Origin of the sequence: Paenibacillus tyrphae (assembly GCF_024158745.1) — a bacterium.
GTDB classification, from domain to species: Bacteria; Bacillota; Bacilli; order Paenibacillales; family NBRC-103111; genus Paenibacillus_G; species Paenibacillus_G tyrfis_A.
Genome location: NZ_JAMZAW010000016.1, coordinates 160,727 through 184,023 on the forward strand (window position 1 = coordinate 160,727; position 23,297 = coordinate 184,023).

The 23,297-nt window shown below is 55.4% G+C and carries 20 protein-coding genes and 1 riboswitch; of the genes, 8 read left to right on the forward strand and 12 right to left on the reverse strand.

Translation table 11 applies throughout. The annotated features are described in order from the left end of the window. Nucleotides 1-58: 58 nt before the first annotated feature. Complete coding sequence (locus tag NI000_RS23505) at nucleotides 59-1,321, reverse strand: Glu/Leu/Phe/Val family dehydrogenase (protein WP_253413821.1); 1,263 nt, start codon at nucleotides 1,319-1,321, stop codon at nucleotides 59-61. A 230-nt stretch (nucleotides 1,322-1,551) separates the two neighbouring features. On the opposite strand from NI000_RS23505, the gene NI000_RS23510 reads away from it, so the two are divergent. Beyond that, nucleotides 1,552-2,025, forward strand: a complete 474-nt coding sequence (locus NI000_RS23510) for a hypothetical protein (protein WP_253413822.1) — start codon at nucleotides 1,552-1,554, stop codon at nucleotides 2,023-2,025. Between the two features lie 110 nt (nucleotides 2,026-2,135). Here the strand turns inward: NI000_RS23510 and NI000_RS23515 are convergent, their stop codons facing one another. After that, on the reverse strand, nucleotides 2,136-2,759 hold the full coding sequence (locus tag NI000_RS23515; protein WP_253413823.1) for a uracil-DNA glycosylase: 624 nt from the start codon (nucleotides 2,757-2,759) through the stop codon (nucleotides 2,136-2,138). A gap of 155 nt (nucleotides 2,760-2,914) precedes the next feature. Then, on the reverse strand, nucleotides 2,915-4,348 hold the full coding sequence (locus tag NI000_RS23520) for an NAD(P)/FAD-dependent oxidoreductase (RefSeq protein ID WP_253413824.1): 1,434 nt from the start codon (nucleotides 4,346-4,348) through the stop codon (nucleotides 2,915-2,917). Between the two features lie 77 nt (nucleotides 4,349-4,425). Then, nucleotides 4,426-4,525: riboswitch (purine riboswitch) on the reverse strand. A gap of 329 nt (nucleotides 4,526-4,854) precedes the next feature. Between NI000_RS23520 and NI000_RS23525 the strand changes: the two genes are divergently transcribed. Then, entirely contained in the window at nucleotides 4,855-6,546 is a 1,692-nt protein-coding gene (locus NI000_RS23525; RefSeq protein ID WP_253413825.1) for a methyl-accepting chemotaxis protein, read from the forward strand. A 33-nt stretch (nucleotides 6,547-6,579) separates the two neighbouring features. Here NI000_RS23525 and NI000_RS23530 read toward each other — a convergent pair whose 3' ends face one another. The 3 genes from NI000_RS23530 to NI000_RS23540 form a co-directional block, all read right to left on the reverse strand. Further along, the gene (locus tag NI000_RS23530; protein ID WP_253413827.1) at nucleotides 6,580-7,446 is read right to left on the reverse strand and encodes an SDR family oxidoreductase; all 867 of its coding nucleotides are present in this window, start codon (nucleotides 7,444-7,446) and stop codon (nucleotides 6,580-6,582) included. Beyond that, a complete protein-coding gene (locus NI000_RS23535) occupies nucleotides 7,443-7,952 on the reverse strand; it encodes a hypothetical protein (protein ID WP_253413828.1) in 510 nt (169 codons plus the stop codon). Before NI000_RS23535 ends, NI000_RS23530 begins: the two co-directional genes overlap by 4 nt. Nucleotides 7,953-8,046: 94 nt before the next feature. Next, nucleotides 8,047-8,637, reverse strand: coding sequence for a MarR family winged helix-turn-helix transcriptional regulator (locus NI000_RS23540; protein ID WP_253413829.1), 591 nt, complete (start codon nucleotides 8,635-8,637; stop codon nucleotides 8,047-8,049). Between the two features lie 123 nt (nucleotides 8,638-8,760). Here NI000_RS23540 and NI000_RS23545 point away from each other — a divergent pair, with 123 nt between their 5' ends. Continuing rightward, entirely contained in the window at nucleotides 8,761-9,099 is a 339-nt protein-coding gene (locus tag NI000_RS23545) for a hypothetical protein (protein WP_253413830.1), read from the forward strand. A gap of 42 nt (nucleotides 9,100-9,141) precedes the next feature. Here the strand turns inward: NI000_RS23545 and NI000_RS23550 are convergent, their stop codons facing one another. Then, nucleotides 9,142-9,780, reverse strand: coding sequence for a hypothetical protein (locus tag NI000_RS23550; protein ID WP_253413831.1), 639 nt, complete (start codon nucleotides 9,778-9,780; stop codon nucleotides 9,142-9,144). A 77-nt stretch (nucleotides 9,781-9,857) separates the two neighbouring features. Beyond that, nucleotides 9,858-10,100, reverse strand: coding sequence for a hypothetical protein (locus NI000_RS23555; protein WP_253413832.1), 243 nt, complete (start codon nucleotides 10,098-10,100; stop codon nucleotides 9,858-9,860). A 172-nt stretch (nucleotides 10,101-10,272) separates the two neighbouring features. Between NI000_RS23555 and NI000_RS23560 the strand changes: the two genes are divergently transcribed. The 3 genes from NI000_RS23560 to yedF all read left to right on the forward strand — a co-directional run bounded on the left by NI000_RS23560 (nucleotide 10,273) and on the right by yedF (nucleotide 12,228). After that, nucleotides 10,273-10,500 (forward strand): helix-turn-helix domain-containing protein, encoded by a 228-nt coding sequence (locus NI000_RS23560; protein WP_253413833.1) that lies wholly within the window; start codon nucleotides 10,273-10,275, stop codon nucleotides 10,498-10,500. 296 nt (nucleotides 10,501-10,796) lie between these two features. Next, complete coding sequence (gene yedE / locus NI000_RS23565) at nucleotides 10,797-12,005, forward strand: selenium metabolism membrane protein YedE/FdhT (RefSeq protein WP_253413834.1); 1,209 nt, start codon at nucleotides 10,797-10,799, stop codon at nucleotides 12,003-12,005. Next, nucleotides 11,995-12,228, forward strand: coding sequence for a sulfurtransferase-like selenium metabolism protein YedF (gene yedF / locus NI000_RS23570; protein WP_054974725.1), 234 nt, complete (start codon nucleotides 11,995-11,997; stop codon nucleotides 12,226-12,228). Before yedE ends, yedF begins: the two co-directional genes overlap by 11 nt. Before the next feature lie 175 nt (nucleotides 12,229-12,403). Here yedF and NI000_RS23575 read toward each other — a convergent pair whose 3' ends face one another. From NI000_RS23575 to NI000_RS23585, 3 genes are read right to left on the reverse strand one after another with little or no spacing between them, the layout of a single operon-like run. After that, nucleotides 12,404-12,814 carry a carboxymuconolactone decarboxylase family protein gene (locus NI000_RS23575; protein WP_036687966.1) on the reverse strand — a complete coding sequence of 137 codons (411 nt, stop codon included), beginning with the start codon at nucleotides 12,812-12,814 and terminating at the stop codon, nucleotides 12,404-12,406. A gap of 39 nt (nucleotides 12,815-12,853) precedes the next feature. Beyond that, a complete protein-coding gene (locus tag NI000_RS23580) occupies nucleotides 12,854-14,500 on the reverse strand; it encodes a thiamine pyrophosphate-binding protein (RefSeq protein WP_253413835.1) in 1,647 nt (548 codons plus the stop codon). A gap of 23 nt (nucleotides 14,501-14,523) precedes the next feature. Then, nucleotides 14,524-16,776 carry an EAL domain-containing protein gene (locus NI000_RS23585; protein WP_253413836.1) on the reverse strand — a complete coding sequence of 751 codons (2,253 nt, stop codon included), beginning with the start codon at nucleotides 16,774-16,776 and terminating at the stop codon, nucleotides 14,524-14,526. A gap of 440 nt (nucleotides 16,777-17,216) precedes the next feature. On the opposite strand from NI000_RS23585, the gene helD reads away from it, so the two are divergent. After that, entirely contained in the window at nucleotides 17,217-19,565 is a 2,349-nt protein-coding gene (helD, locus tag NI000_RS23590; protein WP_253413837.1) for an RNA polymerase recycling motor HelD, read from the forward strand. A gap of 91 nt (nucleotides 19,566-19,656) precedes the next feature. Here helD and NI000_RS23595 read toward each other — a convergent pair whose 3' ends face one another. Further along, the gene (locus NI000_RS23595) at nucleotides 19,657-21,465 is read right to left on the reverse strand and encodes a fibronectin type III domain-containing protein (RefSeq protein ID WP_253413838.1); all 1,809 of its coding nucleotides are present in this window, start codon (nucleotides 21,463-21,465) and stop codon (nucleotides 19,657-19,659) included. 362 nt (nucleotides 21,466-21,827) lie between these two features. On the opposite strand from NI000_RS23595, the gene NI000_RS23600 reads away from it, so the two are divergent. Beyond that, a complete protein-coding gene (locus tag NI000_RS23600) occupies nucleotides 21,828-23,291 on the forward strand; it encodes an FTR1 family iron permease (RefSeq protein WP_253413839.1) in 1,464 nt (487 codons plus the stop codon). The last annotated feature ends 6 nt before the right edge of the window (nucleotides 23,292-23,297 follow it).

Sequence of the window (23,297 nt, forward strand, 5' to 3'; positions counted from 1 at the left end):
CAAGGTACAAGGCCGCCGGCGGCGATTGTTTATTGCATATTCGATTCAGGCTCTACGCTTACACCCAACCGCGGGCTTCCATCGCTTTGGAAATCCGTTCCATCGAGATCATGTAAGCGGCCGTACGCAGATCGGTTTTGTATTGGGTCGCCAGATCTTGAACCGCGCGATACGCTTCCGTCATCGCCGTCTTGAGCTTGAGGTTTACCTCTTCTTCGCTCCAGTAATAGTTCATCAGGTTCTGAACCCATTCGAAATAGGAAACCGTCACGCCGCCGGCATTCGCCAAAATATCCGGAATCACTTTCACGCCATTGCCGAACAAAATTTCGTCCGCTTCCGGGGTCGTCGGTCCGTTGGCCGCTTCCGCCACGATGCGCGCCTTGATCTGAGCAGCATTCGCCGATGTAATGACATTCTCAAGCGCAGCCGGCACCAAAATATCGACATCCAGCTCCAGCAGCTTCTCCGGTTGAATGGCGGACGACGCGCCGTACGCGGACAGGTCTCCCTGATCCTTCAACTGCTCTACGCGGTCCAAATCCAGTCCTTGCGGGTCGTAAATCGCGCCGCGCGAGTCGCTGACGGCCACAATGCGGCAGCCCAGCTCCGACAGCAGCTTCGCCGCAATCCGGCCGGCATTGCCGAAGCCTTGAATGGCTACCGTCGCGCCTTCCGGCGTCTTGCCCATATCCTTCAGCGCCTCTTGAATCGCGAAGACGCAGCCGCGGGCCGTCGCTTCGTTTCTTCCCTTGGAGCCCCCGATAATCAGCGGCTTGCCGGTAATGACGCCCGGGCTGTTGAAGCCCTTCAAACGGCTGAACGTATCCATCATCCAGCCCATAATTTGCGGGGTCGTATACACGTCCGGAGCCGGGATGTCTTTCTCCGGTCCGACGATATCGGCGATTGCTTCCATGAATCCCCGGCTGACGCGCTCCAGCTCGCCCTTGCTCATTTCGCGCGGGTCGCAGATGACTCCGCCCTTGCCGCCGCCGTACGGGAGGCCGACAACGCCGCATTTGAAGCTCATCCACATCGAGAGCGCCTTAACCTCGTCCAGCGTCACGTCCGGATGGAACCGGATGCCGCCCTTCGTCGGACCGACCGCATCGTTATGCTGAGAGCGGTAGCCTTCAAATACGCGGACTTGACCGTTGTCCATCTTCACGGGGAACGTGACGGACAGCACCCGTTTCGGATGCTTCAGAATTTCTACGGCCTCTTTGGGCAAGTTTAATAGAGAAGCCGCATGTTCGATTTGCCTTTGGGCGATTTTAAACGGGTTTAGATTCTCGGCAGTCAGTGTAGTAACAGTCATCGATTCATCTCCATCTCCTTCTATGCTTTAACGTAATGCTGAAATAATGAGTTGTTTTTTATTCTATAGGTATCGACTTCCACTTTCAACCGTTTTTTTTGACAATATTCGCAAATTACTGGCGTCAGAAAACTTCAAAAAACCTTTCACTATCTGTTATTTTTATTCTAAAAATAATGTATAATATAATTGACATATATTCAAAATTTATCTGACGGAAAGAGGAAAATATGCTGACGTTTGAGGAAAAGATTGCCGTAATCGAATCGTTTGCGGAGCTGGAGAGGAAAAACGTATCCTTGGGCCGGGTAAACTATCACTATGAGCAGAGCGCTTACGACAAGAAAACCGTTGTCTATCATTTGCACCCGAACGGCAACGGCTTCGTCTATGCCGGTCATCTGTCCGGTTACGACATTGATGAGCGGGGGATGGTGAACATCCGGGACTTCACAGCAGATGAGCTCCGCTCGATTGTCGAAGCCTCGATCCGCTCCCTTGCGCCCAAGACGGCAAAAGAACAAGCCGTCACCGGCGAAGCGGAGATTGAGGAACGCTGGATCGGTCCGGATAAGCAGACCTTGATGCTGCTGTACGAGAACGAGCTGTGGTGCGTCTATGCCGGTTTGAATCTCGAAGCGGCCTTCGAAACGTACGGGGAAGCCGAAGAGTATTTAGCGGAGGAAGGCTTCTCGCGGCAATAGCCCTCTCCCACCTGCGAAGGACATGTCTGGCAAGGGCGGACATGTCCTTATCACGGCTGTCGGACTGCAAGCAGTTTACACTTCAAGCTGAGACGGACTTCTTCGCTCCGTCAGCTCCCCTTCTCCGGCTGTAGCCCGCCTGATGTGGCGACCGCTGCCGTGCCGGTTTCAGCCGACCTTACAGCCACCCTTCTCAGGTCCTCCACGAACAAACGCATAAGCCCTGGCCTGCGCCGGACGGCGAGCGGATGGTAGCTGACGGTCGTCGGCAGCCCGCCGATATTGTACCAGCTTCCCCTGAGCTGCTTGACTTCGGCTTCCGGGTCTTGAAAATACGCTTGTACCGCCACGTTCCCCAAGCAGATCATGAGCCTCGGCCGCTTCTGCTCCAACTGGGAAAGCAGGTGTGCCCGGCAGGTATTCCTAGCGGCTTCTTTGTCGTATTTGCGAATCGGCCGGCATTTCAACACATAGGTCACGTAAACGTCGCTCATATCGAGTCCTGCCTCCGCCGCACCGAGCTGCAGCGTGGCCCGGGTACCGCAGACGAAGGCACGGCCCTCCCGGTCCTCCCGCGCTCCGGGATTATCCAGCAGCATAATGATCCGGCCTTCCGGATTGCCTTCCCCCCATATGACGCGGGTCCGCTGGTTTGCCAACTCGCATAGCTTGCAGGATGCCGCATGCTGCGGCGCAGCTTCCTCCGGCAGAGCGATTGGATCGTTGTCGGTCATGGATTCGGCTTCCTTCCCGATAGGATTGTCGGTTTACAGGATGTTCCGGAAGCCCTGAGTTTATACGGTTGCACGATTCTTTTAAGCGAAGTCCGGCTATCGAAAAAGCCGAAGCCGCCCTCCGGCTTCTTCGGCTTTTCACCTTGTCGTCTCCGCTACATCCGCTCCACGATCGACCGGGCCATCCACACGCCGGCTGCGCCCGCTTGGGCCAGCCCCCGGGTCACGCCCGCGCCGTCGCCACCACAGTACAAGCCGCGGATCATCGTTTCCAGCTGCGCGTTCAGCTTCGGCCGGGCCGAATAGAACTTCGCCTCCACACCGTAGAACAGCGTATGGTCCGATGCGATGCCCGGCGTCACTTTATCCAGCGCCTCGACCATTTCGATCAGACTTTTCATCGTGTTGTACGGGAGCACGAGGCCCAGATCCCCCGGAACGGCCTCCTTCAGCGTCGGCTCCAGAAATCCTTCCTGAATGCGCCCTGCCGTCGAGCGCCGGCCGCGAATGATGTCGCCGTACTTCTGAACGATCACGCCGCCGCCCGACAAATCGTTCGCCCGCTTGCAAATTTCCCGCGCGTATTCGTTCGGCTTGTCGAACGGCTCGGTAAACCGGTGGGAGACGAGCAGCGCAAAGTTCGTATTGAGCGAGCCAAGCGCCGGGTCCTTGAAAGCATGCCCGTTTGCCGCCATCACCCCGCTGTGGTTCTCAACCACGACATGGCCCGACGGATTGCTGCAGAACGTCCGCACCCGCGTGCCGACCGAGGTGTTGAAAATAAATTTGCCCTCGTACAAATGCTCGTTAATTTCGCGCATGACCACATCGGACGTCTCCACCCGGACGCCGACGTCCACTTGGTTGTTGAACATCGGGATGCGCCGCTTGCGGAGAATTTCCGTCAGCCAAGCCGAACCGTCCCGTCCCGGCGCGACGATCACAGCGTCCGCTTCCAGCTCCTCGCCGCTGGACAGCACGACGCCCTGCACCCGGTAGCCTTCCGCTTCTTTCACCGTCAGCACGTCGGCCACTTCCGTCTTGAACCGCATCTCGATATGCCGCTTCAAATAGTCGTTGATCGACTTCAGAATTTGCAAATTTTTCTCGGTGCCCAGATGCCTGACCTGCGCCCGCAGAAGCTTGAGTCCGGCCGCATAGCCGCGCTGCTCGATCGAGCGCACGACCTCGGTCATCGGGTCGGTGATCGTATCGGGAGCGCCGTGCCGCAGATTGAGGCTGTCGACGTAGCGAATAAGCTCCAGCACCTGCGACGGCGGCAAATAGTCGGTCAGCCATCCGCCGAATTCCGTCGTAATGTTGAACTTCCCGTCACTGTAAGCGCCCGCTCCGCCGAACCCGGCCGTAATCGAACAGGCCGGCAGACAGCCCGCGTACTCCTTTTTCCCCGCCGGGGGAGGACAGAGCCGGATCTTCTCTTCCAGAATCGGACACCGGCGGCTGTCGATATCGTGCCCTTTATCGATTAACAAAACGCGTTTGTGAGGCGCTTTCAACGTCAGCTCATAAGCGGCAAAAATCCCCGCCGGTCCGGCTCCTACAATAATCACATCAAAGCGCTTGCCCATCTTCGCTTTCCCTCCATCGAACGAATAATCTCGTGCCTACCCGTCCGGAGACGCAAAAAATCCCGGCCTCGAACGGGTATGGAAAACCCGCCGCTCGTAGCCAGGAATTGTCGGTTCCTTGTAGAGACCCCCGGCCCGTCATGCCGAAGATATACGAACAGTCTCATCTGTGACGCTTATTCGGTTTACGTAAATTACGTTACCGGAATTTCAGATCGGTGTCAAGGGAATATCTTATTTTTGTTCGTGTTTTACAGAAAAATTATACGTTTGTCCTGAGGTCTCGTCCAATATAAAACAAAATCACGAACATTATCACATATCCTCGCTCGATGTTCCATCGTTCGAGAACCATGCCACTTCTGAATCCGCTGACGAACCTTTTTGCTCCGGTGAGGCATCTACAATAACTTAACACTATCTTCGGAGACGTTCCTGTAAGATGGAAATATATAGTTCCATTGGCCCGATTCTTTAGGTCTACGATAACGAAAGGATCGATCTCTATGAACCTGTCTATCGCCAAACAAATCGTGATCGGCTTCCTCGTGGCGCCTCTGCTGCTCGGCGTCATCGGCGGCATGTCCTTCTACTCTTTGCAGTCCGTGAACCGTTCTTACTCCGATTTGATCCGCAGCGATATTCAAGCGGCGCTGGATACCCATGTCATTCAGTTCGACGCCGCGCAGCAGATGAACTTCCTTAATGCGTACTTCGTCGTACAGGAAAGCCAGTACTTGCAAGGTTTTCAGCGAACGAATGCAGATTTGAGCGAACTGGCGGACAAAGTAAAGCCCATGCTGGCTCAGCCCGAAGACCAGGCCGCCCTGGCGCAAATTACCGAATGGAACCGAACGCTGCAACAGAGCGCGGACAAAGTGGTCACCCTGCTGAAAACGGATCCGAAGCAGGCGCGGGCGGTCGTCAGTCAGGAGGTGCTGCCGGCTGGCACGGAGATCAAAAATCAAGCCAAAATCATCGTCGACCGGCAGGAAGAAGCGATGCGCCATGCCTATGAAACCAACGCCGCCCGTGTCGCCTTCACCCAGCAGCTCATTGTGACGGCCAGCGCCGCGGCCATTGGAATTGCCCTTGTTTTCGGCCTGATCGTAGCCTCTCGGGTATCGAAGCCGCTCGTGATGGTTAACCGGCAGCTGAAAGAAATTGCCGAGGGGGAAGGGGATTTGACCAAGCAGCTTGCGATCCGGTCGGGAGGCGAATTTCAAGAGCTGGCTTCGTCGTTTAATCAGATGGTCCGGCACCTGCAAGGACTTGTACGGCAGGTTGGCACTCATGCGGAACGGTTCGCGGCGTATGCGGTTCAGCTCAGCGTCCGCGCCGAGGAAACGAGCCGGGCATCCGAGCATATTGCGGCAACGGTCGGGGAGGTCGCAAGCGGAACGGAAACGCAAAATGAAGCCGTCGGGCATAGCTCCGAAATTATCGGGATGATTGCCCTGAACGCCCAACAGACCGCCGCCAAATCCGGAGACGTCTTCACTGCGATCCAAATGACGGAGGAAGCCGCGCTGCAGGGCAATCAAGCCATCCACACTTCCATGAAGCAAATTTCCCTCGTGCATGAAACGATCAGCCGGATGACCGAAGCGGTGAATCGGCTCGATGCCCGTTCCCGGGAGATCGGGACGTCCATTCAGCTCATCACGGACCTCTCGCGTCAGACGAACCTGCTGGCCCTGAACGCCGGAATCGAATCCGCACGCGCGGGCGAGCAGGGCAAAGGCTTTGCCGTCGTCGCCGGCGAAGTTCGCAAGCTAGCCATGCGGTCGGCCGAATCGGCACAGACCATTACCGAGCTGATCGAATCCGCCAGGACCGAGATTCAAGCGGCGATCGAGATGACGCGACGCAGCGCGGCCGAGGCCGACTCCGGCCTCCAAACGGTGAACGAAGCCGGCGCTTCGTTCGACCATATCGTCCTGGCCATCCGAAGCATCCGCGGGCAGATGGAGGATGTGGCCGCCGCCTCAAGCAAAATGGCCGAGGACAGCGGGCACATCGCCGGCTCCATCGGGTCGATCGCCGACGCTGCGGCGGCCAATGCCGAAGGAACCCAGCATATCGCCGGAGCCAGCAGCAAGCAGCTCGATGCCATGGCGGAGATTGCGGCGTCGGCCGGTCATTTGCTGGAGATGGCTCAAGAGCTTCAACAATCGATCCACCGCTTTAAAGTTTGAAGCCTGCAACATGGATAGCCCGGGCTGGGCCCGTTACCTGAACATGTCCACATGCTCGCGCAGAAAAGCATCCAGCGTGCGCGGCTCTCTACCGAGCAGACGTTTCACGGTATCCGTAGGCTTTTCCGGCAGCGCCACCGACATGGACTGAATTCCCGCCACATGGTTCGCAAGCCAGAGAGGCATATGGCCGAATTCCATCAGATCGCGGCGCAGCGCTTCGGGGTCCATATTGATGTACCGGACTGGCTTGCCGAGCAGGGCAGACAGTTTGTCCGCAATCTGCGGATAGCTGAAAACCTCCGCCCCAGTAAGTGTGTACACATGGCCGGCGACCTCGCGGTTGGTCAGCGCCTCTGCGGCAACGTCCGCAATATCCCGGCAGTCGATGAAATTGCATGCCGCTTCGCCCATGCAGCCGTAGAACACCCCTTGATTGACGACTGTGGGGGCAAGACGCTGCAGGTTTTGCATGAACGCATAGGGACGGAGCACGGTATGTATGAGCCCGGATTCGGACAAGACTTTCTCGATTTTGTGGTGCCATCCCGCGACGGCCACCGGGGCGCTCGGATCGTAGGCGGGGCTGGATATTTTTACGATATGCCCGATTCCGGCTTCGGCGGCCATCCGAATGATCGAAGTCTCCAGCTCGACCTGTCTCGGACTGTTGGACATCGCCAGGAAAAGCTGGCTGGCCCCTGCGAAAGCGCGCCGCATCGACTCAGGATCGACTGCGTCGGCCGCTGCGATCTCAATCGTCGTTACGCCCCACTCCCCAAGCCGATGCCGCAGCTTCTCCGGCTCTCTGCTCAGCGCCCGCGCGGGCACACCGAGTTCAACCAAACGTTTCACAAGCGCACTGCCAATCGTACCTGTTGCTCCCAGAATAACAATCATTTTCTCTCTTCTCCTTTGAATGAAAATTTTTTGCGGACGGCAAGCCGCCAGCGCCATGTGATTATCGTGCTTGCAATCGTGCCGGACAGCGGAAAATCGAACCATACCCGGTCCAGCCAAGCCGCGTGATCGAACGGCCGTACGATTCCGAACAAATAGATCGTGGCCCAGGCGGCCAATAAGCCAAGCGCAGCCCCGCCCAAGGCAAAAGCACCTGTGACAACTACGCGATTCGCGCTGGCGATCCACCGATTTCTGCCTCCCGCGCTTCGCAGCCAGAGGCCCAGCATCCAGGCGATCAAGGCCGATGCTCCGCCAATGGTGGTCAGCGCCGCAATTTGAAGACCCTTGTCGGCGGTAACCAATCCTCCGATTCCTGCCATGACGGCAGGGGAGGCATAGGCCATGACGACTTCTCGCCACAGCACAAAATGGCTCGCGCCAGAACCGGCAGACGCGCTGTAAGGAGCGCCTCCGCGCTTATCCGCGGATTCCATCCTGTTCATACACTTGCTCCTTTCTCTTGCGAATATCTATACCACATATAATTAGGAACCTAACTATATGGGAGTGAAAACGGGCTAGTTATTCTAGCCCGTTTTACTCTTTGCTGCTGCGCTTCTTTCTTTGCAGCTCGCCCGCCGGTTTGTCTGGTTCAATCGTCTCGTCTGTAAGTGCCGAGATGCCTTGCGTCACCCGGCCAAGCAGGTCAAGAAATACGCCGCGCTCCTCGATACTGAGAAGGCCAACCATCGCTTCCAGCCTCGCGAAGTGCTCCGGAGCCATAGCTTGAAGCTTCTTCGCTCCTTCCTCCGTCAGAACGACCGATCTCTGACGGCCATCTTGAGCGCTGGTCCGGCGGGATACGAGTCCGTCCCGCTCCAGAGTGTCGATAAGCCCTGTCATTGTAGCCCGCGTAACACCCAAATTCTCTGCCAATTGCGACGGCAACGCTTCTCCCTCGTTATCCTCCAGCTCGACCAGCACCCGGTACCGCCCTGTCGATAAACCGAATCTTGCAAAATGAACCTCCGAGGCATGCCCAAGCTTCGTCCCCGCTGCCAACAGCCTGGTAGCGACAAGGATGGCCTGCGCGTCAACGTCCAGCCCATAACGCTCAAGCTGCCGCTTCGATTGGACAAGCGAGGGAATCGCATCATTCTGATTCCAAACTTTGTTATCGTTAGCCATGAATATAGTATGGCACCTAACTAATTTTGTGTCAAGAAATTTTTTCTTGCTCGTCGAGCTTGAATCCGGGGATACCGCGCATTAAAATAAAATCGGTTTGCAGCTTGCAGTTCGGCAAGGTTATTGCACGCCATCATCACATGCAATACATTTAGAGGAACTATGGGACTGGATATTATCCTATACGATGACAAAGGCGCCAAGGCAGGATTCATTGAAATTCCGAGCAGTTTACACGAAGCTATATTCATGGGTGGGCCGCATTGGAGCAGTTATCCCTATTTAAGAAAAATCAAGGATTACTACAAGACGAATATCCGGTTTCATCAACCCGATCTGCACCATTTTGTCGGAGATTTGAAACAAATCAGATTGTTTATAGATTACAGGCATCATGCAGCGTTGGACTGTTTAATCGATGCCTTGAGCCAAAGCCAAGCGATCCATGTGGCCGGCGATTAAACGTGAGCCAGACGCATTGTAGTAGAATAGTTAGGATCACGTTCAATTTAGCCGCGCTTTTCGGAATAGATTCGATTTCATTTTTTTATCCGGTGTACCCTCTCCCGGAGCCACGAAACAATTCAGGCCATCAGACGTTACTGCCTTTTTGTCAATGGCAAGCTCTAGTATGGAATAAGCTCTAATTTCAAGCAATTTACGAATATCCCCGGAATCTAAGATCACCCCTGAATCTATTTTTTTACGAAAAGAACAAGCCAGGTACTCCTTTTCAAATACTTTGCTTGTCAATACAGACTTGGCTTTTTCCAGTTGCGAATCTGTCAAAAAATCCGATTTTACCGCTTGTATAATAATGCTTTCGATACCCAGCGACCTAGAATCGATGAATTCTTGAATCATTTCATCAAAAAGCTTTGCGTCAATGCTGTCGCCACTTTTCGAGACTTTCCCACTAAAGTATCGCCATACGAGATGCTCTTGTACTGCCGGAGCGACGGCCAATCTTTTTCTAAAAGAATAAATCATGCTTAAGGCCTCCTCCGAAAGCAAACTGTGCAACTCCAATTGTTGCCCCAATTCAAGTTGAGTTATCAGAAGTTCAAGACTCTTTATCATCTCTTCTTCCGAATAACAACAGTCTCTCGCCAACTCGTTAATTGCCTTGGCTGCATCAGACAAATCGAACCACTTCCCGTTGTAATTTCCGCCTCTTTTGCCGAAAGCTATCCTCTTTGATCTATTATACTCCAGCAAATCTAATGATACTTACTATCTTGCCTAGCTTGCTCAAGGTTGACATGGAGCAATTCGACCCGGAAATCCATCTCCATCTGGTGAATGAGCGTAAGGATATCTTCCATCGTCAACATATGCAACGTTTTTCCACGCTGACGAACAATACTTTTGAGTGTGAAAATAACTTCTTGGCACGTTTGAATCTGCAACAGTAACTTAGCTTCTTCACCTAACAAGATCTTATGCTTGGCTGCATCTTCCATATTTGTCCCTCCCACCAATGTTTTGATACTTTTATGAGTCTTACTCTTAAGAGTATGTAAATATTATATTACCTTTAAGCGTAAGTTTCAATGATATCTTTTGATTCTTATGCTATAGTAATTTGTGAGTTATACTGTTAAACGTAGCTTCTCTTTAGTGGAGGAATACCATATGAAAATTAAAATCCGATTGAAGGAACTGTTAGAGGAAAGAGGAATTAGCCAGCGGCAGCTCTCACTGAGAATGAATATGCGCCCCGCAACCATCAACCATCTCTGTTCTAATTCCGTAGACAGAGTCTACATTCGCACATTAGAGCAAATTTGCGAAGCCTTGGATATTACCGTCGACCAACTTATTGTCTCGGTAAACGAGAAAGAAGACGTGGCCGATAAATAACATGCCTGCGAAGCCTTCTATATACATCTATTTTCCGTGCATCCTATCTTGGCGGTGTTCTTAGGTATACAAAAAAAGCCCTTCCTCCCCCAACATCTGATTTTCCCCCGCTTCCTACCATCAATGAGCAGCTTATAGCGCACACGGTTTCTTTCTGTATGAATCGTATCACCCACAACTGACGCCGATTATAGTAAAATGGAGATGGCATTTTCACTCCGGTATACATAAGAAGTGTGTTGCCGCATACAAACCGATCAAGGATTGCATTTTGACAGATTGAAGGGATAAGAAAAATGAAACACATGTTAGGCAAATTGCTCAACAATTACTGGAGCCCCTATGCCGCGATGGGAATTGCAGGTATTCTGAGCGCACTCTACTTCGGAATTACCGGAACCGTGTGGGCTGTAACCGGTGAATTCACTCGTTTGGGAGGTCACGTTTTGCAGCTTTTCGGCGTGGATATTTCCGATTGGGCCTATTACGGCTTGATTCATATGGATGGAACGACCTTCAGCAGAACAGACGGCTGGATCGTGTGGGGCATGTTCATTGGCGCCTTGATTATGATTTTGCTCAGCAATAATTTTAAGGTAAGAGTTCCGAAGCAAAAGCGCCGCTTGCTGCAAGGGCTGATTGGCGGATTCATCGCGGGTGTTGGCGCCCGTTTGGCTCTAGGCTGCAATCTGGCTGCCCTTTTTACCGGCGTGCCTCAGTTTTCATTTCATGCTTGGATATTTATGATCGCCACCGCAATCGGCACTTACGCGGGCGTTAAAATCGTCAATACAAGATGGTGGAAAGGCAAGCCTGTCCTGCAAAAGGGCAATATGGCCCAAAGCGCTGCCAAGGCCAGAAAAATTCAACCCATTGCAGGGACCGTCGTTGCATTGTTATATACAGGTCTTATCGTTTACTTTTTTATCTCGGGCCGCACGATGTTGGGCGTAGCTGCTCTATTCGGGGCCGCATTCGGCATTTTGATTGAAAGAGGGCAAATTTGCTTTACATCTGCGTTCCGTGATCTATGGATCAGCGGGCGGGCCACCATGACAAAAGCAATCACGGTCGGCATGGCTTTTAGTTCCGTGGCGACACTGCTAATCATTCTGATTTACGGCTTAGACCCCATTACCAAGATCGCCGCACCAAGCACATTTATCGGCGGCGTATTGTTCGGCATCGGCATCGTACTGGCTGGCGGCTGCGAGACAGGCATGATGTACCGGCTGATGGAAGGACAAATCGTGTTCTTGCCCGTATTTATCGGCAACATTATCGGGGCCACGGCCCTCGCCTACGCTTGGGATCATCTTGGTGTCTACAACGTTCTCGTACAAAGCGGCGCCAAAATCAATCTGCTCACGATCATGGGGCCGACTGGCGCGCTGCTGGTGACATTGATCTTGCTGGGCATCGGATATGCCGTAGCCGCATACTGGCAAAAAAACTACCGCTTCGGCGTTGGATTCAAGAAAGGGGACTATAAAAATGTCGGTTGAAGTTGATTTCACGTTGGATCTTAGAGGGGAATCTTGTCCATACCCTGTTATTTATACACTGGAAACATTACGGGACATGAAGAAGGGGCAGCTGCTTCATGTGATTGTCGACTGTCCGGCGGCTTTCCGCAACGTCCCGGAAGAAGTCGTCAAGCACGGCTATACGCTCGCACAGGAACCAGTCAAAAACGGGCAGGATTTAAACTTTTATATTCAGGCCTAAATAAACCAGAGGATTAGGCGCGAAAAATTCGCGGCCTAATCCTTTTTCTTATTGCGGCTTCGGCTATTCTATCAGCAATTTAGGCGTTGGTACGACATTTGAGGCGTCATTTCCAAGCCAACACAAAAAAAGGCCCAAGCTGCGCTTTCCTAAGCGCACTTGGACCGTTAGCATTCTACGCCGTAACCGGCGTAATGTTCCGTGCTTTGAATACTTCACTGACCACATTCAAGGCTCCGCATGCTTTCGGGAACCCGGCGTAGCCTGCGCAGTGCAGGACGATCTCCAAAATTTCCTCCGGCGTCAAGCCGACGTTCAGCGCCGCATGCACATGGAACGGCAGCTGCTCCGTCGCCCCCTGCGTGATGAGCGAGGTGATCGTAATGATCTCCCGCTGCTTCAGGTCCAGCGTTTTGCGCGAATACAAATCGCCGAATCCGAAGGACACGATCTGATGCGCCATATCCGGAAAAAAAGCGCCGATATTCCCGATCGTCTGCGCTCCTTCCTCTCCGACCATCTCCACTAACGTCTTCATGCCCCGTTCATACCGCTCGGCATTCGTTAATCGGTCTTCACTTCCCATCGTGCTCACCTCTGCTTATATATTCATAACCCTCTCCGGTTACCCGCGCGCCATCGTCGGCGGAATTTCCAGCGGGTCGGCCATCACTTCGATCACGGCCGTACGCCTCATCGCCAGCGCCTGCTTCACCGCAGCGTACAGCTCCGCTTCGGTCGAGCAGCGGAACGCCTCCGCTCCCATCGCTTCCCCGAACTTGGCGGCGTGCACCGGCACCGTGTAATTCGTTCCGATCGCACGGCCCAGATGCCGAGCCATCCCTTTCTCCACCATATCCAGACTGCCGTTGTTCATCACAACGAAAATGACCGGAGCGCCGGCATTCACCGCCGTCGATATTTCCGTGCCGTTCATGAATAGACATCCGTCCCCGGTCAGGCAGACGATCGTCTTGTCCGGCTCCGCGAGCTGGGCGCCGACGGCATATCCGATGGCGCGGCCCATCGTCGCGTACACTTCTTCGAAGTAGAACGTCCCCGGCACTTCGATATCCAAGTGCTTCACCGCATAAAAGGAATGGCTGCCCGCATCGCCGTACACCACGGCCTCCTTCGGCAGCGCCGACCGCAGGACGCGCATCGTCTGCCGGCCGGTCAGCCAGCGGCTCTCCGCCGGCTCCTCCGCTTCGACGACCGGTTCCGACGCGGCTGCAACCTCGGCATAAGAGCTTGTAAGCTGTACCCGACGGCCATCCGTCAAGCGCAGCAGTTCTTGAAGATTGCGCTTCAAGTCCCCGAGCACCGGAAGCACCGGCACGGGTACCGCTTTGCCGATAAACGTCGGCTCGTAGTCGAAATGAATCATCCGCTGCGGGTACATGTCCGGCGTCAGTCCGGGCAGCTCCAAATCGCTGAGCTGGCTGCCCACGACAATCATTACGTCGACGCCATCGCTCATATAGGCTTTGGACGTCTCGTTGCCGCCAAGACCAAACGGTCCGAGCGACAGCGGATGTCCGGATACGAACGTGCCCTTGCCTCCCGGCATCGTCATCACGGGAATGCTCCATCGTTCGGCCAGCTGCCGGAGCTCTTCGTAAGCCCGGCAAGCGTGCACGCCGCCGCCCACGAACAGCACCGGACGCCTTGCCATATCGAGCCATTCGATCACTTGATCAAGGTTAGCAGAAAAAACCGCCGGATAATGCGTCGGCAGCGGAATTAGAAAAGGTCGGACTTCCTCTGTCAGAACGTCCAAGGGGATGGAGAGATGGACGGGGCCTTTCACCCCGGTGCAGGCTTGTTCGATCGCATGGCGCAAGTACGTCTCCAGCAGCTCGCCGCGCTCGATGCGCGCGCTGAATTTCGTCACCGGCTCGAACATCTTGACGAGGTCGGTGCCGAACAGCGTGCTGTCCTGCCCGAGCACCTTGCCGATCTCTTTGATCGGCGGCTGCCCGGTCAAGAACAGGACGGGCACGCCCGTCGCCTTCGCTTGTCCCGCGGCGGTCAGCATGTTGACGCCGCCCGGCCCCGCCGTGCCCAGCGCCGCGCCAAGCCGCCCGCCTTCGAAGGCGTAGCCCGCCGCTGCGAACCCTGCGCCGCCTTCATGCTTGCTCAGCACGAAGGCGATGCCCTGCCGGTCCATCTCCATGACCAGAGGCGTCACCGGCTTACCTGGGATGCCGAATACATGGGTAACGCCCCATCGAATCAAATGCTCCACTAATAATTGAGCCACAGTTTTCATGGTGATCCCCTTTTTTGAAGACATCAATATTTTCTTTTGACCTTTTCCTGCAGCTCCTGAAAATGCAGCTCGAACTTCTCTGCCGGGATCGGCTCGCTGAAGTAGTACCCTTGCACTTCGTTGCATTTTTGGTACTGCAGGAAACGGAGCTGGTCTTTCTCTTCGACGCCTTCCGCAATAACCTCCAGCCCCAGATTGTGCGCCATCGCGATGATGGTGCCGACGATGTCCGAATCGTGGGAATTCGTCATAATATCCCGCACGAACGATTGGTCGATCTTCAGGCGGTCGATCGAAAACTTTTTCAAATAATTGAGCGAGCTGTACCCCGTTCCGAAATCGTCGATGCTGATCTGGACCCCGAGACTATGAAGCTGGCGCAGCGTCGGGATCGTATGCTCCACATCCATCGTCATCGTTTCGGTAATTTCCAGCTCAAGGAATTTCGGCTCAAGCCCGGTCTCCTCCAAAATGCTTTTGACCGTCTCGGCCAGATATTCTTTGGAAAATTGCTGGGAGGACAAGTTCACGGCGACGCGCATCGGCGGCAGTCCTTTTTCCTGCCAGCTCTTGTTCTGCATGCAAGCGGTGCGCAGCACCCATTGATCCATCTGGATAATCAGTCCGGTTTCTTCGGCTAATGGAATGAATTCATACGGAGACACAAGCCCGCGCTCGGGGTGCATCCAGCGGATCAACGCCTCGGCACCCTTGATATCCCCGGTTTTGATATCGATTTGCGGCTGGTAATACAGCACGAATTCGTTATTGTCGATCGCGCGGCGCAGCGACGTTTCCATCTTGATCTTCTCGTGGGACTTCGTCTGCATGTCATCGGAATAAATGACATATTGATTTTTGCCGCGCTGCTTCGCCCGGTACATCGCCGTATCCGCATGAATCATCAGCATCTCGATGTCGAGACCGTCGTCCGGATAGAACGCGATGCCGATGCTGGCCGTAATATGAAACTCGTACCCATTCATGTTGAACGGATGCTGGAACAGACTCAGAATGCGCTCGGCGCGATGGACGACCTGCTGCTCGTCCGTCACGATCGGAAACAGGAACATAAATTCGTCGCCGCCCATGCGCGCCACCAGATCCGTCGCCTCAAGACTGCTCGTCAGCCGCTCGGCAATTTGCTTGAGCAGCAAATCTCCGTTGGAGTGCCCCAACGTGTCGTTGACCAGCTTGAAGCGGTCGAGATCCAGATACATAATGGCGATGCCGGACGGATGCAGCCCCCGCTTCGCCCGCTCCAGCAGAGGGACGAGCACTTGCTTGTAATACCTCCGGTTCGGCAGCTTGGTCAGATCGTCGTGATTGGCCAAATAATTGTATTTTTCCTCCGCCTCGTACCGGTCGGTAATGTTCCGGAACTGGCCGAAGGCGCCGATGAGCCCTTTGTACTCGTCATAGATCGGAAACGCGTCGAACAGGCACACCGTGCGCGTTCCGCTTCCCTTACGCTCGAAGCTGATTTGAATATCTTCGTACTTTTTCCCGTGGCGGATCACATCATAGATGTATTGCCCCATGGGTTCAAGAAACAGCACCGACCTCCCCAGCGTTTGCTCTTTGGACAGACCTGTAAGATCTTGAGCAAAATGATTAAAATCCGTAATTTCCCCCTCTTTATCGGTGATAATGATGCCGTTTCGCGTGTTGTCCATCAATATCTGATTCATAATGTCCAGCTTGCGGTTCTGCTTCCGAAGCATCAACTCCCTCTCGATCGAGTCCACGGTGGTGGACAGCATGGTCACCATCAGCGGATTCTGGTATTCGAGCGCCGTCATAATGATGATGCTTCCGAGCAGGTTGTTGGCATCGGTATAATGAAAAGCTACGGCGTAGCAGGCGGTTTGATGCAGGTATTCGTGGTAATGATCGGGGCCGATCAATTGGATGGCGTAGCCGTTGTGCTTCAAAGAAAGGTTCACCACATTGGTGCCCATGACTTCCTCGGAGAATTGAATGCCGGTGCGGATGCCGAGCTGATTGATCATGTTCTTGATGGTTTCATCCCCCATCATATGCAGGATGAATCCCCGTGCGTCGGCAACCGACAACAAGATCGGCGTGCCCTTCATCGAATCCAAGATTTTGTTTCCAAAAAACTGGACGACGGACAAGATTTCCTCGTAGTCCTGACGCTTGTCCTCCAGCTCTTTCGGCGTCATCACGACTTTGGGAAACGGAATCTCTTGCGGATTCATCCCCGCATGGTTACAAAACGACTTGGACTCCATAATGTAGTTACTTAGCGACATACCCCCACCCTCTTCCAACGTGACATTAAGGAATGTGCGATCCCCTTGTAAAACGATAGGTATATAGTATACTTCGCCACAGGAGCGGCGATAGTGAATAGGGAAACCAACTTTCATGTCCGCTTTATTCTGATGGCGCGTTGAAGTGGCTTAGCGAAAGCGGAAGGTACGGCACCTCGCCGCTTGCCTTTTTCGGGCTGGTTCTCGGTCTTGGCGGTGCGCGGGGGACTGCAACAAAAAAACGGAGGCGTCATGTGCGTCTCCGTTTGTTAGCGTGCGATGATGTACTTCTATTGAATTGCATGCAGAACCATGCTAAAATGGAGATTGGTCGCCACCTATATTGTGGTTCCACTCTTTAAATTTACCCACTATCATAGTAACACATGAATCGGCGATTTGTCAAATCTTTTGAAAAAAGGGGCGGTAACGTGGTTAACATGCAGCAAGTGTGGCAGGAAGAGCAGGAGCGGGTCGAACGGGTAACCCGGGACATCGGCAAGCGCATCGACACCCTCCAGCGGGAGGTCGGCGAGCTGAGGTCGGATATCGTCGATATCCGCAAGCATTTTTGGGACGATGTGACCGTCAACCTGGACGCTCCCGACGAAGTCGCGGAAACGTACGCAAGCTTGAAGCAGCAAGCGGAGGTGCTTACCGGCCGCGAGCACAGCCACCGGCACGCCCAGAAGCAACTGACAAAGCTGAAACGATTGCAGACGACCCCGTATTTCGGACGCATCGATTTTCTGGAGGACGGGGAGCGGCGCGCCGAAGCCGTGTACCTGGGCATCGGATCGTTCCTGGACGAGAGCGGCGAGCAGTTCCTGATCTACGACTGGCGCGCTCCCGTATCGAGCCTGTACTACGACTACCCGCCGGGACCGGCGCAGTATGAGACGCCCGGCGGCGTCATCTCCGGCGAGATGGAGCTGAAGCGGCAATATATTATTCGCGACGCGGTCATCCGCAGCTTGTTCGACACCGGCGTCACGATCGGCGACGAGCTGCTGCAGGAAGTGCTCGGCAAGCATTCGGACGCCCAGATGAAGAGCATCGTCGCCACGATTCAGAAGGAGCAGAACCGAATCATCCGCAACGAGCGCAGCCGGCTGCTGATCGTGCAGGGCGCGGCGGGCAGCGGCAAAACGTCGGCCGCCCTGCAGCGGGTCGCGTACCTCCTGTACCGGTACCGGGAAACGCTGAGCGCGGAGCAGATCGTGCTCTTCTCGCCCAATCCGATGTTCAACAGCTACGTCTCTACCGTGCTGCCCGAGCTCGGAGAGGAAAACATGCAGCAGACGACGTTCCAGGAATATCTGGAGCACCGGCTCGGCGGCACGTTCCGTGTGGAAGACCCGTTCGAGCAAGCGGAATACACGCTGACGGCGGCCGGAGACCCCGGCTATGACGCGCGAATCGAAGGAATTTTGTTCAAAGCGGGCACTTCCTTCATGCATATGCTGGAGCGGTATGCAGAGCGGCTCGGCAGCGAAGGGCTGTTGTTCAAGGACGTGAGCTTCCGCGGGGAGCCTATCGTCGCGGGCGGACAGATCGCAGCCTATTTCTACAGCCTCGATCCGGCGCTGCCGATTCCGAACCGGATGATCCTGACCTCCGAATGGCTGCTGAAGGAGCTGAAGCGGCTGGGGCGGCGGGAGCGGTCCAAGCCGTGGGTCGAGGACGAGATCGAGCTGCTCGACAAGGAAGCGTACCTGCAGGCCTACCATCAATTGCAGCGCAAAAAACAGTATGCCGAAGACACGTTCAACGACTTCCAGCGCGAGCAGGAGCTGCTGGCCGTCATGGTCGTCCAGGAACATTTCAAGCCGCTCCGCGTGAGCGCCAAGCGGCTCGAATTCATCGACATCCCCGCCGTGTACCGGCAGCTGTTCGCCGAGCCGGGACGCTTCGCGGACCTCACGCCCGAAGCCGGCCTGCCGCCGCATTGGGAGGACATATGCAAGCAGACGGCAGAGAAGCTGGAGCGCGGCGAACTGGCCAGTGAAGACGGGGCGCCGTATTTGTACTTGAAGGAGCGGATCGAGGGCTTCCAGACGAACAATACGATCCGTCACGTCTTCATCGACGAAGGACAGGACTACACGCCGTTCCAATTCGCTTTCATCCGGCGGCTGTTCCCGCGCAGCAAAATGACCGTGCTCGGCGATTGGAACCAAGCCATCTATGCGCATGCCTCCGCCAATACGGACGGCTTCGCGCCGCTGACTTCGCTGTACGGGACGGAGCATACGGAGACGAACGTGCTGACGCGAAGCTATCGCTCGACACGGGAGATCGTCGAGTTCACCCGCGGCCTGCTGGCGGACGGCACGGCCATCGAGCCGTTCAACCGCGGCGGCAGCCTGCCGGTCGTTACGGAAGCGGCAGATCGGGCCGATCTGAGCGCCAAGGTCGCCGGGCGCATCCGGGCCCTGCTGGCGGACGGCCACAAGACGATCGGCGTCATCTGCAAGACGGCGTCGGAGAGCCGGGAAGCATGCGACGCGCTGCAAGCCGCAGGGGTCCCGCTTCGCCTCGTCGGGACGGAGACGGCCTCCTTCGAGCCCGGCGTGCTAGTGATCCCGTCGTACTTGGCCAAGGGTGTCGAGTTCGACGCGGTCGTCATCTACAACGCCTCGATGGAGCAATACGGCCGGGAAGCCGAACGCAAGCTGTTCTACACGGCCTGCACGCGGGCGATGCACGAGCTGTACGTGTACCACATCGGCGAGCGCAGCCCGTTTCTGGACGGCGCTTCCCCCGACACTTATACCGCCGGTCATTGATCGGTCGCACGAATAAAGCCTCCGGCGAGCCTATGGATGCTGAATCCCGTCCATAGGAGCCGGAGGCTTTTTTTAAGTTACAGCAATACGATTATTTCAGGCCGTCCAAGAAAGGACGGTGGCTGTTGACAAAGCCGTAGCCGCTCGCCGCATCCCAGTTGATGGACCAAGTCATGAGTCCTTTGAAGCCGGGATAGCCGGCCGGGTTTTGCAGCTTGTAGCTGCCGCCGAACGACGTGCCCTTGACGAGATACGTGATCGCCTTCTGCACCTCAGCCGCCGATGTATACCCGCCTCCGGCCGCGCTCGGTACCGCAGGTACGCCGATGGCGACCTGCTCCGGACGCAGCGCCGGGAAGACGTTGTTCGCATTGTTATTGACTGGGAAGCCCTTCAGCAGCATCTCGGCCATGGCGACGTGGAAATCCGCCGTGCCTTGTGCGTAAGAGCGGCCGTCAAGCCCCGTCATCGAGCCGCTGTTGTAATGCTGAACGTGAATATAGTTCAGCTTGTCGCGCAGCGCATGGATGATCGGCAGATACGCGCCCCAAGGGCCGCCGTAAGCGCCCATCCCGCCTTGTACGTACGCCGTCTCCGGCGCCATCGTCAGCACAAAGCCGCTGCCGAACGTGCCACTGAGCGTACGGACCGCGTCAATCAGGTTCACGATGCCCGGCGTGGTCGGATTTTTGAAGTCCGTATCGCCGCCGTTCAGCGCCACCGAACTGCCTTCCAGGTCAATATCGATGCCGTCAAAGCCATACGTTTGGATAATCGAGGTCATCGTGCTGATAAATTGCTGCTTCTTCGTCGCATCGGACAGCGTCACCGTACCGTTGGCGCCGCCCAAGGAGATCAGCACCTTTTTACCCTGACTCTTCAAATACGCGACATCCGCTTTGAATTCGTCCACCGTCGCATTGAATGGCGTAAAGGCGATCGTACCGCTGCCTGGAGAAACCGGCTCGGCAAAAGCGACGTTGATCACATCGTATTTCTTCGAGACGTCCCGCAGTTTGAGTACCGAGGACCCGTTATCGAAGTTGTGCCAATAGCCGACGACGATCTTGCCTCCGCCTCCGGACGGCACCGGTTCGGTCTTCCCTTGCACGCTCGCTCCGGCTGAAACGTTGCCGGCTGCGTCCTTTGCCTTCACGGTGAACGTATACGTCGTGTCGGCGGCAAGCCCGGCCACCGTCGCCGTCGTGCCCGCGACGCTCAGGCTGCCGGAGCCGTACTCCACCGTATAGCCGGTGACGCCCACGTTATCCGTGGAAGCCGTCCAGGACAGCGAGATGCTGGACGACGTTTTCCCGGTGACGGTCAGATTCGTCGGCGCCGTCGGCGGCTGCGTATCGCCGGACGCCGGGTCCGTCGTCACTGTGACGGCTTGGCTTGCGGCGGACACATTGCCGGCCGCGTCCTTCGCTTTCACCGTGAACGTGTACGCCGTGTTCGCGGACAAGCCGCCGACCGTGGCGGTCGTTCCCGTCACGCTCGCCGCGACCGCAGACCCGTTGTACACGTCGTAGCCCGTGACGCCTACGTTATCCGTCGAAGCGTTCCACGCGAGGGTTACGCTGTTGGACGTTTTGCCGGTCGCCTTCAAGCCGGACGGAGCGCTCGGCGGCTGCGTATCCGTTCCGCCGCTGCCGCCGGCCTTCCACAAGGCCGGGACGTTCGGCGGCTCCCAGCCGGTCAGCGATGTATGCGGTTGCAAGCAAGTGTACGTCTGCCCCGCGTAGGTAACCACGTCGCCGGCTTTGTAGGCGGTGTTCGGCTGCCACTCGGCCGCGCCGAGCGCCATCGCCGGAATCAGACTAAGCAGGAGCACAGCGATTATGGTCAACGAAAACGCTTTCCTAAACGTGCGCCGAAGCGCGATTTGCGCAAAGCTCATTCATTAATCCCTCCTGAAATATGGATAAAAAATACCGGAATACCCTCCACCAAACGACGACAGCAGCGGTAGGCTCACCCCCTTTCGAACTGGGTTCGTACTCTCATTTAACCACGGCTTCGGCAGGGCAGTAAGGGATACATTCCATTTTTTAGGGGATAAAATTGTGCAAAAAACGGTGACCGCCAAAGCTGAACCATGGCCCCCGGTAACAGATTCGGGTTGGTAACATTTACTATCGTTTAGCGTTAAAATTTTTATTGACCTGCGAATTTGCGTTCAAGTAAAATTAGACACGTTAACGTTATTGATAATGATTATCAATCTTAATTAGGTTCCATTTTTTGAGAGCGAGGGGTTCCATGCACAAACCGTTTTTCGCTTTAATCGGCCTGGTTCTGGCGTTTAGCCTGTTGTTTCATCCTCTGTCGGCGAATGCTTCCAGCGAAGGCGTCGAGCATATGACCAAAGCCGTCGCGGTCATCTCGCAAGCGCTGGATGCTGCAAAACAAGATCCGGCCAAGGCCAAAGCCTTGTACGATCAATTCCATGATCAATGGATGGACGTGGAGGATACGGTCAAGACCGATTCCAAGGCAGCCTACAAAGACATTGAATCCCAGATGGGGCAAGTCGATTATGCGCTTCTGGTGAATCAGCAGGAAGAGATCGTTTCCGCGCTTCAGCAGCTTCGGCAAGTGCTGGAACGTTATGTCCACGGCCAATACGCCGAAGGAACGGACGGCAAGGAAACCAACATCACGCTTCCCGGCTTTATCACCCTGCTGAAGCAAACGAAAGAAAGCGTTGCCAAGCATGATCAAACGGCGGCTTTGCAAGGGATCGGCGACGTACGCGAGAGCTGGCTCAGCGTCGAAGGCCATGTCGTCGCGCAATCCGCTTCCGTTTACAGCGATTCCGAACGGGACATGGTCGTGATCCAGGCCATGATCACCAAGCAGCAGTACGATGCCGCGGCGAAACGGATCGACGACATGATCGCGTATCTTGCGCCGCTTGCGGAAAAGACGACCTACACCGTATGGGATGCGGCCATGATTCCGATTCGGGAAGGACTGGAGGCGCTGCTCGTCGTAGGCGCACTGCTCGCGTTTGTGAAAAAGTCCAAGTCGGCCAAAGGAAGCCGGTGGATCTGGTCGGGCGTCCTGGCTGGGCTTGCCCTGAGCGGCATCCTGGCCGTCATCGTGAAGTTTGTGTTTTCCTCGGGGGCTTTCGGCACGAATAACTTTCTCATCGCGGGCTGGACAGGAATTTTCGCTGCGGCCATGCTGCTGTACATGAGCTACTGGCTGCACAGCAAATCCAACGTCAAGCAGTGGAACGACTATATCCGTGCGAAGACCGAAACGGCGCTGAGCACAGGCAATGTGTTTTCCCTAGCCGTGCTTTCCTTCCTCGCCATTTTCCGGGAAGGCACCGAGACGGTGCTGTTCTTGATCGGAATGGTGAATCAAATCAGCCTTCAGCAGCTTCTGCTGGGCATTTTGCTCGGCCTGGGCATCTTGGCCGTCCTCGCCTTCCTCATGCTGTATGTAGGCATGAAACTACCGATCCGTCCGTTTTTCCTGGTTTCGAGTCTGATCGTCTTTTATCTGTGCATCAAATTTACCGGTCTAGGCATTCACAGCCTGCAATTGGCTGGTACGCTGGGAACATCGAACAGTTCTCTGCTGCCCAGCCTCGATTTTCTCGGGATGTTCCCTTCATGGGAAAGCGCCATCCCTCAGTTCATGATCGCTTTCGTCGCTCTTGCCTTCCTTATTGGGAGCCGCATCAGCAAACGCTCGGCCAAATTGACATCCTAGACATTG

Bases quoted from the DNA above. Each gene is read 5' to 3' on its own strand.
- helD (WP_253413837.1), top strand. From the start codon at position 17,217: ATGCAGCAAGTGTGGCAGGAAGAGCAGGAGCGGGTCGAACGGGTAACC.
- NI000_RS23530 (WP_253413827.1), bottom strand. From the start codon at position 7,446: ATGATTGTTATTCTGGGAGCAACAGGTACGATTGGCAGTGCGCTTGTG.
- NI000_RS23520 (WP_253413824.1), bottom strand. From the start codon at position 4,348: ATGGGCAAGCGCTTTGATGTGATTATTGTAGGAGCCGGACCGGCGGGG.
- NI000_RS23600 (WP_253413839.1), top strand. From the start codon at position 21,828: ATGCACAAACCGTTTTTCGCTTTAATCGGCCTGGTTCTGGCGTTTAGC.
- yedF (WP_054974725.1), top strand. From the start codon at position 11,995: ATGTCGGTTGAAGTTGATTTCACGTTGGATCTTAGAGGGGAATCTTGT.
- NI000_RS23555 (WP_253413832.1), bottom strand. From the start codon at position 10,100: ATGGAAGATGCAGCCAAGCATAAGATCTTGTTAGGTGAAGAAGCTAAG.
- NI000_RS23575 (WP_036687966.1), bottom strand. From the start codon at position 12,814: ATGGGAAGTGAAGACCGATTAACGAATGCCGAGCGGTATGAACGGGGC.
- NI000_RS23580 (WP_253413835.1), bottom strand. From the start codon at position 14,500: ATGAAAACTGTGGCTCAATTATTAGTGGAGCATTTGATTCGATGGGGC.
- yedE (WP_253413834.1), top strand. From the start codon at position 10,797: ATGAAACACATGTTAGGCAAATTGCTCAACAATTACTGGAGCCCCTAT.
- NI000_RS23585 (WP_253413836.1), bottom strand. From the start codon at position 16,776: ATGTCGCTAAGTAACTACATTATGGAGTCCAAGTCGTTTTGTAACCAT.
- NI000_RS23515 (WP_253413823.1), bottom strand. From the start codon at position 2,759: ATGACCGACAACGATCCAATCGCTCTGCCGGAGGAAGCTGCGCCGCAG.
- NI000_RS23595 (WP_253413838.1), bottom strand. From the start codon at position 21,465: ATGAGCTTTGCGCAAATCGCGCTTCGGCGCACGTTTAGGAAAGCGTTT.
- NI000_RS23505 (WP_253413821.1), bottom strand. From the start codon at position 1,321: ATGACTGTTACTACACTGACTGCCGAGAATCTAAACCCGTTTAAAATC.
- NI000_RS23510 (WP_253413822.1), top strand. From the start codon at position 1,552: ATGCTGACGTTTGAGGAAAAGATTGCCGTAATCGAATCGTTTGCGGAG.
- NI000_RS23525 (WP_253413825.1), top strand. From the start codon at position 4,855: ATGAACCTGTCTATCGCCAAACAAATCGTGATCGGCTTCCTCGTGGCG.
- NI000_RS23560 (WP_253413833.1), top strand. From the start codon at position 10,273: ATGAAAATTAAAATCCGATTGAAGGAACTGTTAGAGGAAAGAGGAATT.
- NI000_RS23540 (WP_253413829.1), bottom strand. From the start codon at position 8,637: ATGGCTAACGATAACAAAGTTTGGAATCAGAATGATGCGATTCCCTCG.
- NI000_RS23535 (WP_253413828.1), bottom strand. From the start codon at position 7,952: ATGAACAGGATGGAATCCGCGGATAAGCGCGGAGGCGCTCCTTACAGC.